We start from the raw sequence: 13,732 nt of genomic DNA, 5'->3' as shown, positions 1-13,732 counted from the left end.
GCTGTGTCGGCCTGTTTTTTAAATATTTCAGGGATAAAGTTGACAAATTTAGTATATAATTTTACAATATATCTGTTCTATGGATTGGATTCTGCGGCTTGCCGCAAATCGTATTTTGAAATGAAGGATGATGATCATGAGCGAAGAAAATTGTACGCATAACTGCGATTCCTGCGGCGAGGACTGCCCTTCCCGCGCCGGCGGCCCGGCCGATTTTCTGGAAGCCCCAAACGCAATGAGTAAAATCAATAAAGTGATCGGCGTAGTCAGCGGAAAAGGCGGCGTAGGCAAAAGCATGGTGACCTCCATGCTGGCCGTCCTCCTCAACCGCCGCGGCAGCCACACCGCTATCCTCGACGCGGACGTCACCGGCCCCTCCATCCCCAAGGCGTTCGGCCTTCACCAGAAGGCCATGGGAAGCGAACTCGGCCTGCTTCCGGTCAAAAGCAAGACCGGGATCGACGTCATGTCCGTCAATCTTCTGCTGGAAGAGGAAACGGCGCCGGTCGTCTGGCGCGGCCCGATCATCGCGAACACCGTCAAGCAGTTCTGGACGGACGTGATCTGGACGGACGTGGACTACATGTTTGTCGATATGCCTCCGGGGACCGGCGACGTGCCGCTGACCGTGTTCCAGTCCGTTCCGCTGGACGGCATCATCATTGTCACCTCTCCGCAGGAGCTTGTTTCCATGATTGTGGCCAAAGCGGTGAACATGGCGAAAATGATGAATGTGCCGATTGTCGGTATTGTGGAAAATATGAGCTATGTCAAGTGCCCGGACTGCGGCGGGATCATCAAGCCCTTCGGCGAGAGCCACGTGGAAGAGATCGCCGCAAAATTCGGTCTGAAGGTTCTGGGTAAGTGCCCGCTTGACCCCGAGGTCGCGAAAAACTGCGATTCCGGTCTGGTCGAGCTGGTCAACGCGCAGTGGCTGGAAGCCGCCGCCGACGCGGTCGAGCGGCAGCCGGCAAAATCTTAATATACGTTCATACGGAGAAACTCGTTTCGTTGCCTCCTCCCGCTTTCGGCGGGGGGAGGCAATGTTTTTTTTGTCTTTTTTTCAAATTGCCGCCGGTTTTGAGCGGGTATTTTTTTCTGCGTCATAACTTGCCAGAATCCGGTAAATATATGGATAGTCTGTAAACAATGCGTTAAAAGTGAAAAAAGGGTCTTGATTTATCAAAAAGATTGCGTATAATAATGTTTCATGCAGTTAACTATTAATGCACTTAATATTCATGAATGGAACAAAGGAGAGCGAATGTATGGACCAGGCGGAAAAGGAGAAACTGATTCGGGCAATGCACAGCCTGAAAAGGGAGAACGCGTGGGGACCGCCGATGGAGGGCGTATCCCGGGGCGAGTATTTTACGCTGCTTACGATTCGGCGGCTGACACAGGAAGCGGGCGAAAGCCGTCCCGGAGCGAAGGCCACCGACCTGAGCAGGGCGGCGCAAATGAGCAGGCCCGCCGTTTCTCAAATGCTGAACTCCCTTGAAAACAAGCAGCTGGTGGAACGGATCACGGCGAAAAGCGACCGGCGGGTCGTCTATGTGAAATTATCGGAAAAGGGAGCGGAACAGCTTGAAAAGACCCATCGGCAGTTCCAGCATTGGTTCGACAGAGTGATGGAAGAGCTGGGACCGGAGGATACCGCGGAGCTGACCCGGCTTGTCAATAAGCTGCACGGTATTATGGAAAATTTCCGGGCGGACCAGGGGAAAGGATTATAACAAAATATGAAGAAACTGGCGAAATACTTAAAGCCCTATACACTCATGATTTTGATGTCGGTTGTCCTGCTGTTCGGGCAGGCGATGGCGGACTTGAACCTGCCCAATTACATGTCCGAGATCGTCAATATCGGCATTCAGCAAAGCGGCATCGAAGACGCCGCCCCGGAAGCGATCAGTGCCAAAGGGCTTGCGTTTGTTACGAAATTTATGACGGAGGAGCAGAAAAAAGCTGTCGCGGACAGCTATGTTCTGATTTCTTCCTCCGGCTCGGGCGACAGTCACGACGATGCCGCCAGGCGGTATCCGCTGCTGAAAACAGAGGATATCTATGTGCGCGGCGGCGTGGACGGCGCTGCCCTTACCCAGCTGGACCGGGCGTTCGGGGAATCGGCCTGGACCCTGATCAATACCATGAAGACCCTTGCGCAGCAGTCCGGCAAAAGCCTGACGGATGCCGCGGGAGGGAAAACCGATGTTTCGGAAATGGACCTCAGCAAGCTTTACGCGCTGGGGCCGGTGCTGAAAAAGCTGCCCGCCGGCGTGATTGAGAACGCGCGTGCGGAAGCGCTGAAAAATCCCGAATCCATGCTGCTGCAAAGCGGCGCGGCAATGTGCAGGAGCTTTTATCGGGAGTTGGGGATGAACCTCTCCGGCATCCAGACCGCCTATATCCTCAAAATGGGCCTGATGATGCTTTTTATCGCGCTGGCGGGCGGAGCGGCAACCGTTATGGTCGGCTATTTCGCCGCAAGGCTCAGCTCCGGAGTGGCGCGCGACCTGCGCCGCGCGGTATTCCAAAAGGTTGAAAGCTTTTCCAACGGTGAGTTCGACAAATTTTCGACCGCCTCTCTGATTACGCGTACCACCAATGACGTCACACAAATGCAGACGCTGCTGGTGATGAGCGTGCGCATGCTCTGCTACGCCCCCATCATGGGGGTCGGCGGGATCATCATGGCGGTGCGCAAATCGGTGTCCATGAGCTGGATCATCGCGCTGGCCTGCGTCGTGCTGATCGGTATCATTTTGATCGTGTTCAGCGTCACCCTCCCCAGGTTCAAGATTGTACAGCAGCTGATCGACCGGCTTAATCTGGTTTCGCGCGAAAACCTGAACGGCCTGATGGTCATCCGCGCTTTTGGAACGCAGGAATTTGAGGAGGAACGGTTTGATATCGCGAACCGCGACCTTATGAGGAATTCGCTGTTCGTCAACCGCGTCATGGTGTTCATGATGCCGGTGATGATGCTGATCATGAACGCCTCCACGCTTTTGATCGTGTGGGTGGGCGCGCATCAGATTGCGGCTTCCGCCATGCAGGTCGGCGACATGATGGCGTTCATGCAGTACGCGATGCAGATCATCATGAGCTTTCTGATGATTTCCATGATGTTCATCATGGTGCCCCGCGCGGCGGTTTCCGGCAACCGGATCGCCCAGGTGCTCGACGTGGAACCCTCTGTCGAGGACCCGGAGCATCCCGTGTCCTTCGACGGGAACCAAACCGGCTATATCGATTTCAAAGACGTCTCCTTCCGGTACAGCGGCGCAAGCGAGGATGTGCTTCAGCATATCACCTTTACCGCCAAACCGGGGCAGACGACCGCGTTTATCGGCTCGACCGGCTCGGGAAAAACGACCCTTGTGAACCTGATTCCCCGTTTTTACGACGCGACCGACGGCGAAGTGCTGGTGAACGGCGTCAATGTAAAGGACGTTTCCCAGAAGGAGCTGAGGGATCAGATCGGCTATGTGCCGCAGAAGGGAATCCTCCTGTCCGGCACCATCGATTCCAATCTGCGCTACGGCGACAAAGACGCGGCGGAGGAAGATGTCCGCACCGCGGCGGAGGTCGCCCAGGCGATGGAATTCATCTCTGAAAAACCGGAGGGGTTCCAGTCGGAGATCGCGCAGGGCGGCGGCAACGTTTCCGGCGGACAGAAGCAGCGCCTTTCCATTGCGCGCGCGCTGGTGAAAAAACCGCCCGTCTATATTTTTGACGACAGCTTTTCCGCGCTCGATTATAAAACCGACGCGGCTCTGCGCTCCGCTCTGAAAAAGCACACGGGCGAGAGCACCGTCCTGATTGTGGCGCAGCGTGTCAGCACGATCATGAGCGCCGAACAGATCATTGTGCTGGACGAGGGGAAAATCGCAGGGATCGGTACGCATCGGGAGCTTTTAAAGTCCTGTCCGACTTATTATGAAATTGCGTCGTCACAGCTTTCAAAGGAGGAACTGGCATGAGTAAAACAACCTCCCAGCCGCGCAGGCCGATGCCGGGCCGCGGGAACCGCGGCATGATGGTGCGCGGGGAAAAAGCCAAGGACTTCAAGGGAACCTTCAAAAAACTGGTCCGCTATATGGGCAAATATAAATTTTCGCTGATTACCGTCCTCGTTTTCGCCGTGGCGTCCACCGTGTTTTCCATTGTGGGCCCGAAGATCCTGGGCAGCGCGACCAACGCGCTTTTTACCGGTGTCATGGGCCAGATCACCGGCGCGGGGACCGGCATCGACTTTGGTTACATCGCGGGCATCATGCTGTGGCTGGTCGGCCTGTACCTGATCAGCGCCCTGTTCTCCTATATCCAGAGCTACCTTATGACCGGAGTATCCATGAAGGTGACCTATCAGCTTCGGCGTGAAATCGCCGCCAAAATCCAGAAGCTGCCGTTTCAGTATTACGATACGACCAGCAACGGCGAAGTGCTTTCCCACATCACGAACGACGTCGACGCCATCAGCCAGAGCCTGAACCAGAGCATCACGCAGATCATCACCTCTGTCACCACCATCGTCGGGATCCTGATCATGATGCTGTCCATCAGCTGGCAGATGACGCTGGTTGCGCTGTGCATTATCCCCGTTTCCATGATATTCATCCTGACCATCGTCAAAAAATCACAGAAGCATTTTATGGCCCAGCAGACTTACCTTGGACACGTCAACGGCCATATTGAGGAAATGTACGCCAGCCATGTTGTGGTCAAAGCCTTTAACGGCGAGGCCGAATCGACCGGAACCTTTGAGGATTACAACGATACGCTGTATTCCTCCGCGTGGAAAAGTCAGTTTATGTCCGGCATGATGATGCCCGTCATGAACTTTATCGGCAATCTGGGCTATGTTGCGGTCTGCATTTTAGGCGGATATCTTGCCGCCAACGGCAGGATTTCCGTCGGCGATATTCAGGCTTTCATTCAGTACGTCCGCCAGTTTACGCAGCCGATGACGCAGGTCGCCAATATTTCCAACATCCTGCAGCAGACCGCGGCCGCGGCGGAGCGCGTGTTCACGTTTCTGGAGCAGCCGGAGGAGATTCCGGAAAGCAGCTTCCCGATCAGCGTCAACACCGGCGACGGTCCGGATACGGAGCTGAACGTACACATTCAGGGAAGCGTTCAGTTCGCGCACGTCCACTTCGGGTATCATCCGGACAAGATCATCATCAACGATTTCTCGGCGGATATCCGGCCGGGGCGGAAGGTCGCCATTGTCGGCCCGACGGGCGCGGGAAAAACCACGATGGTCAAGCTTCTGATGCGCTTCTACGACGTGAACGAGGGCGCGATTCTGGTCGACGGCTACGATATCCGCGATTTCAAACGCAACGACCTGCGCTCCCTGTTCGGCATGGTCCTGCAGGATACCTGGCTTTACAACGCCAGCATTGCGGACAATATCCGTTACGGCAGGCTGGACGCCACGGACGAGGAAGTCATCGCCGCCGCAAAAGCCGCTCAGGTGGACCATTTTGTACGGACGCTGCCGGACGGCTACAATATGATTCTCAACGAAGATACCAGCAATGTATCTCAGGGCCAGAAGCAGCTTCTGACCATCGCCCGCGTGATCCTCGCCGACCCCCAGATCCTGATTCTGGATGAGGCGACCAGCAGCGTGGACACCCGTACCGAGCTTCTGATCCAGAAAGCGATGGATCATCTGATGAAGGGCCGCACCAGCTTTGTCATCGCCCACCGCCTTTCCACCATCCGCGACGCCGACACGATTCTGGTCATGAAGGACGGCGATATCGTGGAGCAGGGCAGCCACGAGGAGCTGCTCGGCAGAAACGGATTTTACGCAAACCTGTACAACAGCCAGTTCGTCAGGCCGGAAGAGCTTGCGTAATTTGTCGCGGCACGCCGGATCGCTGTTGATTTTTTGGAAAAGATATTGTATACTAAAATAGTAGACGATAACAGAAGATACCGTCCGGCAGCGGTTTACGGAATCCGGACGGCTGAGGAGGACATCAAATGAAACTGGTTTTGGTCCGGCACGGGGAAAGCGAGTGGAATCAGAAAAATCTTTTTACGGGCTGGGCGGATGTCGGCCTTTCGGAAAACGGCAGGCGCGAGGCGGCGGAAGCCGGCGTTCTGCTGAAGCAGGAGGGCTATGATTTTGACGTATGCTACACTTCCTATTTAAAAAGGGCGATTCAGACTTTGAATCTGACGCTTGGGCAGCTTGACCGAGAATGGCTGCCGGTTGTAAAATCGTGGAAGCTCAACGAGCGGCATTACGGAGCGCTGCAGGGGCTGAACAAAGCGGAGACCGCCCAAAAGTACGGGGAGGACCAGGTGAAAATCTGGCGGCGCTCCTTCGACGTCCGGCCGCCGGCGCTCGCGGAGGACGACACGCGCAATCCGAAATTCGACCCGGCGTACAGAAACGAAATCAAACAGGAGCTTCCCCTCTGCGAAAGCCTGAAGGACACCATAGACAGGGTGCTTCCCTATTTTGAGACTGCGGTCAAAAAGGATATGCGGGACGGCAAAAGGGTCCTGATCGCCGCGCACGGCAACTCCATCCGCGCGCTGGTCAAGCATTTCGACGGGCTGACCAGAGAAGAAATCATGGAAGTGAACATCCCGACGGGCGTCCCGCTCGTCTATGAGTTCGACGGGGAGTTCCGTGTCCTGCGCAAATACTATCTGGGCGATCAGGAGCTGCTGAAAGCCAAAATGGAGCGCGTGGCGAATCAGGGGAAATCTTCTCCTGTCAAATAAGTTTCAAGTTTTTCCGTAAAAAGGACGCCTGTCCGGTTTTGCGCCGGGCGGGCGTCCTTTTGTCAGTCTTTTATTTTGCTTCGTGTTTTTCCCTGTCTTTTTCCACGGCGTTCTCCAGCGTATGCCAGCCCAGGACCGCGCATTTTACTCTCGCGGGCATGTGGGAAATATCGCGGAAGGCGATCGCCTCGTCCAGCGCTTCCAACTGCTTTTCGTCCGTGATTTCATTTTTGATCATTCCCAGAAAAGTCTTGGCAAGCTTTAACGCTTCGTCGGCAGGCTCGCCTCTGATCAGGTCGATCATGATGGAGGCGGACGCCTGTGAGATCGCGCAGCCGACCCCGGTGAACGCGGCGTCCTCAATGACGTTGTCCCTGATCCTCAGTTCAAGTTCGATTTCGTCGCCGCAGCTGGGATTGACCCCTTTCAGCACCGTTGTGGGATTTTCAATATGGTGCTTGTTGCGGCTGGAATTGTTGTGTTCCGTAAGAATCTGTGTATAAAGCTCTTTAAGCTCCATAACCGAGCCACCCCCTGACCTTTTTCAGGCTTTCGAGAAAAATGTCGATATCCTCTTTCGTATTGTAGAAGTACAGGCTCAGCCTGCACGCGGCGTTGATGCCCAGGTACCGCATCAGCGGCTGGGCGCAGTGGTGGCCCGCGCGGATTGCCACGCCGTCCTCATTCAGGATCGTGGCCACGTCGTGCGGATGCACCCCGTCCACGTTAAAGGAAATGACGCCGCAGCGGTCCCGGGCGCCGGTTTTGTCTCCGTACACCGTCACATGCGGGACGGCCGCAAGCCCCTGAAGCGCATACGCAAGCAGTTCGGCCTCCGTCTTTTGAATCGTATCGTAACCGACCTTGCGCAGATAGCGGACCGCCTCCGCAAGGCCGACGGCGCCGCCGACGTTCGGGGTTCCGGCCTCGAATTTCTGCGGAAGCGGGGCGAAGGTCGCGTCCTGCTCGTACACATATTCAATCATTTCGCCGCCGGTGAGGAAGGGCGGCATTTTTTCCAGAAGGGCCTTTTTGCCGTACAACACGCCGACGCCCATCGGTGCAAGCATTTTATGCCCGGAAAACGCGGCGAAATCCACATCGAGTTCCCCGACGTTCAGGGGAAAGTGGGGGATGCTCTGCGCGCAGTCCAGAACGACGACGGCACCGGCCCGGTGCGCCGCGTCGATGATCTTCGCGGCCGGGTTCACCGTGCCCAGAACATTGGAGACATGCGTCACCGCGACCACACGGGTATTCGGGGTGATCTTTTTTTCGATCTCCTCGTCGGTCAGGCGCCCGGATGCGTCGGGATATAAGAAGTTCAATTTGACGCCCTTCGCCTTGGCCACCATCTGCCACGGCACCAGATTGCTGTGATGCTCCAGGACGGAGAGGGTCACTTCGTCCCCTTCACGCAGAAACGGAAGGCCGTAGCTGTACGCCACAAGGTTGAGAGACTCCGTGGCGTTGCGCGTGAAAATGATCTCGCTGTCGTCCCCGGCCCCGATCCATTCGGCGACCGTATGGCGCGCGTCTTCGTACGCCTGCGTCGCCCGGACGCTCAGGCTATACAGCCCGCGGTACGGGTTGGCGTTTTCTGTGCGGTAGTATTCCTCGACGGCTTTCAGAACGGAGAGAGGCTTTTGGGTGGTGGCGGCGTTATCCAGATAGACCAGACGTCTGCCGTTTTCCTTTTCCTGCAGAATGGGAAAATCATTGAGATAAGGGTTCAATTTTATTCAGCCTCTCTTCCACATAATCGGATACGGCGCGCCTGAGCACATCGTCCGGAATTTTTTCGGTTGCCGGGCGGAATTGTGCCTCGATCACCAGCTTTTTTGCGGCGAGTTCGTCCAGCCCGCGCGACATCAGGTAAAACAGCTTGTTTTCGTCGATCTTTCCGGTCGTCGCGGCATGCTGCCCCTCGACATTTTCTTCCCCGCATAAAATCAGCGGCGCGGTGCGGCTGCGCACCTTCGGGCTGAACAGCAGGCTGTATTCGCTTTCGTGGCCGACCGCCTGCTTTGCGCCTCGCAGAAAGTCGATGGTGCCGCGGAAAATCTTGCTGCTTTCGTCCAGCAGCGCACCGGAGGCGCTGATTTCACTGTTTGTTTTCGGGCCCGCGTGTTCCGCGACGACGTTCATATCGAGGGAACGGTCCTGATCGCCGAAGTAAATCGTATGGTAGTCCATCCGGCTGCCTTTTCCCAGCAGACGGGCCTTGCAGCCCGCGTACGAGCTCTTGGCGCCGAACTCCACCTGTACGACGTCGACCGCGCCGTTTTCCTGCGTCACCGCGCCGATGTTGTCAAAATTTACGCAGGTGTCGCCGAGCAGCTGAACCTGCACCAGATGGATAACGGCGTTTTTTCCCGCAAACAGGCGCGTCAGCCCGCTGTGGAAGCCGGAAACGCCTTCTTTGGAGAGATAGCTCATGACCACCATGACCTCGCTTCCCTCCTCCGCCACCAACGTGTTCCTGTCTACAACGGCCGGATTGGTTTCATCCATATGGTAGGAAAGAAAGATCGGCTGTTCCGGCCGGGTCCCCGCGGGAACGACGGCGGTGATGCCGCAATTCCAATGGTCCCGGACAAAATTTGCGGCGTCGGTCCCCAGCGCTGTTTCCGGCTCCAGGACGGGAAGCGCGCCGCTGAAAAGCTTTACGCCGTCCGGAATCCGGACAATCTTATTTTCTTTTTTGCAGGGCGCGATTTCCGGTATTTCCGCCGGAACATCCGTGCCGTTTACGCCCAGCCAGCCCCAGGTGGGAGCGGGCAGGCTGTTAATTTTCTGAAAAGTCGTATTCATGAATGCCTCCTTTGCACCGGCGTCAGCCGATGGCCCCCTCCATTTCCAGTCTGATCAGGTTGTTCATTTCCACCGCGTATTCCATCGGAAGCTCCTTTGCGATCGGTTCCGCAAAGCCGGTGACGATCATCGCCTTTGCGTCCTCTTCGGACAGCCCCCGGCTCATCAGGTAGAAGATCGCGTCGTCGCTGATGCGCCCGATCTTCGCCTCGTGCCCGACGTCGACGTTGTCGTTCTGGATATCCGTCACCGGGATGGTGTCCGAGCGGGAACGGTCGTCCAGCATCAGGGATTCGCACGAAACGGAGGATTTGCAGTCGTGCGCGTCCGGCAGAATTTTGACGGAGCTGCGGTAGGTGCAGTTCCCGCCGTCCTTGGAAATCGATTTGGTGCTGACGTTGGAGTAGGTGTAGGGCGCGGCGTGGACGACCTTCATTCCGGTGTCGAGCGACTGCCCTTTTCCGGCGAAGGTGATGCCCGTGAACTCCATGCGGGCCTTTTCGCCCTTCAGGATGCTCATCGGGTACAGATAGGATACATGGGAGCCGAACGAGCCGGAAACCCATTCCATGGTGGCGCCCTTTTCGACCAGCGCGCGCTTGGTGTTCAGATTGTACATGTTCTTCGACCAGTTTTCCACGGTCGAGTAGCGCAGATGCGCGTTTTCGCCCACATACAGCTCCACACAGCCCGCGTGCAGATTGGCCACGTTGTATTTGGGGGCCGAACAGCCCTCGATAAAATGGAGGCTGGCGCCCGCGCCCACGATAATCAGGGTGTGCTCAAACTGCCCCGCGCCCGGCGCGTTCAGCCGGAAATAGGACTGCAGCGGTATTTCCACATTGACTCCGGGCGGAACATATACGAACGACCCGCCGGACCAGACCGCCCCGTGCAGCGCCACAAATTTGTGATCCTCGGGCGGAACCAGCTTCATAAAGTGTTTTTTCACCATCGGCCCGTACACCGGGTCGTGAATCGCGCTTTCCATATCGGTGTAAATCACGCCCTGGCGGCTGACTTCCTCGCGCAGGTTGTGATAAACCACCTCGGAATCGTACTGCGCGCCGACGCCGGAAAGATAATCCCGTTCCGCCTTCGGAATGCCGAGCCGTTCAAAGGTGTTTTTGATATCGTCGGGAACCTCCGTCCATTTGGCGCTCATCCCAGTATCCGGGCGGATATAGGTGATGATCTGATCCATGTCCAGTCCGTCCAGCGGCGGGCCCCAGGAGGGCATGGGGAGGCGGTTGTAAACCTGAAGGGATTTCAGCCGGAAAAGCCGCATCCACTCCGGGTCGTTTTTCTTGATTGCAATTTCGTTGACGATCTTTGCGGTCAGTCCCTTTTCGACCTGAAAAGAGGCGTTGACCTTGTCCTTCACGTCGTAAATACTGCGGTCGATATCTTCCACATAGGTCTTTCTGACACCTGTATCTTTCAATTCGGTTTCCTCCTCCGTCAGCCCGCGGCGGACACGGCGAGCTGCTGAAAGCCGGATTCGTTGATCTGATCGATCAGCGAGCGGGGACCGGTTTTCACAATTTTTCCGTCCATCAGGACATGGACGCAGTCCACGTTCAGGTATTCGAGAATTTTGGTATTATGCGTGATCACAAGCAGGGAATTGTCCCTGTTCTTGAATTTCTCCACACCCTGCGAAACGATTTTTACCGCGTCCACGTCCAGCCCCGAATCCGTTTCGTCCAAAATGGCCAGCTTCGGGTTCAGCATCAGCATCTGCAGGATCTCGGACTTTTTCTTCTCGCCGCCGGAGAACCCCACGTTCAGGTAGCGCGAAGCGTATTCCCCGTCCATGCCGAGTTCCTCCATTTTTCTCTTTAGCTCCTTCTGATAGGCGAACAGCTTCACGGGCTTTCCGGTGATTGCCGTGCGTGAAGTCCTCATAAAGTTTTCCAGCGTGACCCCCGGAACCTCTTCCGGATTTTGGAACGATAAAAACAGTCCCGCCTTTGCGCGCTCGTTCGTGGGCTCCCGGGTGATGTCCTTGCCGTCGAACACGATCGAGCCTTCATCCACACGGTATTGGGGATGTCCCATAACCGTATTGACCAGCGTGGATTTCCCCCCGCCGTTGGGTCCCATCAGCACATGGATTTCCCCTTTGCCCACGGACAGGTCGATCCCTTTTAATATCGCTTTGTCATCTGCGCTGACGCGCAGATTTTTTATTTCCAACAGTGACACCATGCAACACCTCTTTTAAACTTAATGTATACTAAATTAGTGTACATTAATATTATAACACTGTTTTCCCGTTTTACAAGCGAAATAATCCATTAAATTCGGGTGTTTCGTACGGCTGACTTTGGTGATAATGTTTCAAAGCTTAAAAAAGGATCCGGCGGGTTGCTATGGAGTCGGCAAACGAACTGTCGTGTTCCACAAACAGCATGGTCGGCCGGTATTTCAGAAGGAGCTCCTCGATCTGCATACGGGACAGAACGTCGATGAAGTTGAGCGGTTCATCCCAAAGATACAGGTGCGCCCGCTCGCACAGGCTTTTCGCGATAAGCGTCTTCTTTTTCTGCCCTTCGCTGAAATCCGCCATGTCCTTTTCAAACTGCGCCCTTGAAAAATCCAGCTTGCGCAGAATCGCCTTGAACAGGCTTTCGTCAATATGACTTTCTTCCGCGTAGTCCTTTAAATTCCCCCGTAAAAAGGAGGTGTCCTGGGGAACATAGGAAATAATCAGATTTTTTCCCACCTGCAGGCTGCCGGTGAAATCGATTTTTTCCCCGGTCAGCAGCTTGAGGACACTGGATTTTCCGCAGCCGTTTTTACCGCACAGCGCAATCCGGTCGCCCTGGCTGACCGTAAAGGAAAGACCGTCGAAGACCCTTTTGTCCCCGTAAAGCACGGAGAGGTTTTCAAACTCTATCAGCCTGTTTTTGGGGTATTCCAGCGGCTTGACGGACAGGCTTTCGGCTGTTTCGATATTTTTCAGGAGCTTTTCCTTTTCCTGCGCCGCCTGTTCCTTACGCGCTTCAATCGCGCCCGCCCGCTTCATCATTTTGGCCGCCTTGTGGCCGATATAGCCTTTATCCGGCTTCAGCCCGGAATTCAGGCTGCCGATTTTTGTTTTTTCCACTTTATCCGACCATCCGGCGGTTCTTTTCGCGGCGGCGGAAAGCTGGCCGATCTGCTTTTTCAGCTTCGTGTTTTCCTCGGTTTCAAACCGGTCCCGCATTTCCTTGTTATGCAGCCAGGAAGAAAAATTCCCTTTCTGGATTTCTATATCGGTTTTATTGATCGACAGGACGTGGTCGATACAGCGGTCCAGAAACGCACGGTCATGGGAAACCAGAATAAATCCCTTTTTTGCGTTCAGATAATCGCCGACGATTTTGCGGGCTTCCATATCCAGATGGTTGGTCGGCTCGTCAATCAGCAGAAAATGATGGTCGTTCAGAAACAGCGCGGCCAGCAGGACCTTGGTCTGCTCCCCGTTGCTCAGTGTCTTAAATGGGCGGTACAGGACGTCCTGTGAAACGTCCAGCAGGGACAGCTCCCGGTTCAGCTGCCAGAGCTCCGCCCGGGGGCAGATGCTGTTGACCGCGTCCAGCGTGTCCTGTGTTTTGTCGGGAACGTCGAAGGGAAAATAGTCGAACGGCACGGAAGACGAGATCGTTCCGGCATACTCGTATTTTCCCATCAGAAGATTCAGAAACGTGGTTTTTCCCCGTCCGTTCCGGCCTGTAAATCCAAGCTTCCAGTCGGTGTCGATCTGGAAGGAGACGTTTTCAAATATGGGATCATAGCTTCCGTCGTAGCAGAAGGTCAGGCTGCTGATCTGAATCAGCGACATAAGCATACACCTCCGATAAAAATAAAAGGTCCGCAGGAAAGTCAATTCCTGCGGACCGAAAATACAGCCACTCCACGCATAAAAGCATGGAGATGTTCTGAACTTTATTCCGAATTCCGGGGTATGAGATTTGCAACTTTCCTGCTTACGCACAACAAAACAAACAGCCCGAACGCCGCTTCTTTTGAAGTACACTATTCAATTCATAGTCAGCAAGAAAAATTGCGCATCTTTTCAGCTCCAGTTCTTATTTTTATCGTTCTTACTATATCATGCCCGTTTTGCCGTGTCAAGTCAACAGATAAAAACCGGAACGGGAGACGCTTAAACAAA

Annotated in this window: 11 protein-coding genes; 5 read left to right on the top strand and 6 right to left on the bottom strand. The window is 55.2% G+C overall.

The genetic code is table 11. From position 1 onward, the window contains the following. Window positions 1–136: 136 nt before the first annotated feature. The 5 genes from ACQGQ5_RS02035 (at window position 137) to gpmA (ending at window position 6,756) form a co-directional block, all read left to right on the top strand. Window positions 137–982: a P-loop NTPase gene (locus tag ACQGQ5_RS02035; RefSeq protein ID WP_455734937.1), complete on the top strand. Its 846-nt coding sequence runs from the start codon at window positions 137–139 to the stop codon at window positions 980–982. Between the two features lie 286 nt (window positions 983–1,268). Continuing rightward, complete coding sequence (locus ACQGQ5_RS02030; protein ID WP_455734936.1) at window positions 1,269–1,736, top strand: MarR family winged helix-turn-helix transcriptional regulator; 468 nt, start codon at window positions 1,269–1,271, stop codon at window positions 1,734–1,736. Between the two features lie 6 nt (window positions 1,737–1,742). After that, a complete protein-coding gene (locus tag ACQGQ5_RS02025) occupies window positions 1,743–3,986 on the top strand; it encodes an ABC transporter ATP-binding protein (protein ID WP_455734935.1) in 2,244 nt (747 codons plus the stop codon). After that, window positions 3,983–5,875: an ABC transporter ATP-binding protein gene (locus ACQGQ5_RS02020; RefSeq protein WP_455734934.1), complete on the top strand. Its 1,893-nt coding sequence runs from the start codon at window positions 3,983–3,985 to the stop codon at window positions 5,873–5,875. Before ACQGQ5_RS02025 ends, ACQGQ5_RS02020 begins: the two co-directional genes overlap by 4 nt. 128 nt (window positions 5,876–6,003) lie before the next feature. Continuing rightward, window positions 6,004–6,756, top strand: a complete 753-nt coding sequence (gene gpmA / locus ACQGQ5_RS02015; protein ID WP_455734933.1) for a 2,3-diphosphoglycerate-dependent phosphoglycerate mutase — start codon at window positions 6,004–6,006, stop codon at window positions 6,754–6,756. A 70-nt stretch (window positions 6,757–6,826) separates the two neighbouring features. Here the strand turns inward: gpmA and sufU are convergent, their stop codons facing one another. The 6 genes from sufU to abc-f form a co-directional block, all read right to left on the bottom strand. Beyond that, window positions 6,827–7,276, bottom strand: a complete 450-nt coding sequence (gene sufU, locus ACQGQ5_RS02010) for a Fe-S cluster assembly sulfur transfer protein SufU (RefSeq protein WP_455734932.1) — start codon at window positions 7,274–7,276, stop codon at window positions 6,827–6,829. Beyond that, complete coding sequence (locus tag ACQGQ5_RS02005; RefSeq protein ID WP_455734931.1) at window positions 7,266–8,492, bottom strand: cysteine desulfurase; 1,227 nt, start codon at window positions 8,490–8,492, stop codon at window positions 7,266–7,268. Before ACQGQ5_RS02005 ends, sufU begins: the two co-directional genes overlap by 11 nt. Beyond that, entirely contained in the window at window positions 8,473–9,570 is a 1,098-nt protein-coding gene (locus ACQGQ5_RS02000) for a SufB/SufD family protein (RefSeq protein ID WP_455734930.1), read from the bottom strand. Before ACQGQ5_RS02000 ends, ACQGQ5_RS02005 begins: the two co-directional genes overlap by 20 nt. A gap of 22 nt (window positions 9,571–9,592) precedes the next feature. Beyond that, complete coding sequence (sufB, locus tag ACQGQ5_RS01995) at window positions 9,593–11,014, bottom strand: Fe-S cluster assembly protein SufB (RefSeq protein WP_455734929.1); 1,422 nt, start codon at window positions 11,012–11,014, stop codon at window positions 9,593–9,595. A 17-nt stretch (window positions 11,015–11,031) separates the two neighbouring features. Next, on the bottom strand, window positions 11,032–11,781 hold the full coding sequence (gene sufC, locus ACQGQ5_RS01990; RefSeq protein WP_455734928.1) for a Fe-S cluster assembly ATPase SufC: 750 nt from the start codon (window positions 11,779–11,781) through the stop codon (window positions 11,032–11,034). 139 nt (window positions 11,782–11,920) lie between these two features. Continuing rightward, window positions 11,921–13,399 carry a ribosomal protection-like ABC-F family protein gene (gene abc-f, locus ACQGQ5_RS01985; RefSeq protein ID WP_455734927.1) on the bottom strand — a complete coding sequence of 493 codons (1,479 nt, stop codon included), beginning with the start codon at window positions 13,397–13,399 and terminating at the stop codon, window positions 11,921–11,923. Between the last annotated feature and the right edge of the window lie 333 nt (window positions 13,400–13,732).

The sequence above is a fragment of the Caproiciproducens sp. genome, from assembly GCF_053840905.1.
Note: the sequence above shows the minus strand (reverse complement) of the source record. Positions and strands in the feature narration are given on the sequence as shown.

Excerpts from the sequence above, each read along its gene's own strand:
- abc-f (WP_455734927.1), bottom strand. The coding sequence starts at position 13,399 with ATGTCGCTGATTCAGATCAGCAGCCTGACCTTCTGCTACGACGGAAGC.
- ACQGQ5_RS02025 (WP_455734935.1), top strand. The coding sequence starts at position 1,743 with ATGAAGAAACTGGCGAAATACTTAAAGCCCTATACACTCATGATTTTG.
- ACQGQ5_RS02000 (WP_455734930.1), bottom strand. The coding sequence starts at position 9,570 with ATGAATACGACTTTTCAGAAAATTAACAGCCTGCCCGCTCCCACCTGG.
- sufU (WP_455734932.1), bottom strand. The coding sequence starts at position 7,276 with ATGGAGCTTAAAGAGCTTTATACACAGATTCTTACGGAACACAACAAT.
- ACQGQ5_RS02035 (WP_455734937.1), top strand. The coding sequence starts at position 137 with ATGAGCGAAGAAAATTGTACGCATAACTGCGATTCCTGCGGCGAGGAC.
- sufC (WP_455734928.1), bottom strand. The coding sequence starts at position 11,781 with ATGGTGTCACTGTTGGAAATAAAAAATCTGCGCGTCAGCGCAGATGAC.
- gpmA (WP_455734933.1), top strand. The coding sequence starts at position 6,004 with ATGAAACTGGTTTTGGTCCGGCACGGGGAAAGCGAGTGGAATCAGAAA.
- ACQGQ5_RS02030 (WP_455734936.1), top strand. The coding sequence starts at position 1,269 with ATGGACCAGGCGGAAAAGGAGAAACTGATTCGGGCAATGCACAGCCTG.
- ACQGQ5_RS02020 (WP_455734934.1), top strand. The coding sequence starts at position 3,983 with ATGAGTAAAACAACCTCCCAGCCGCGCAGGCCGATGCCGGGCCGCGGG.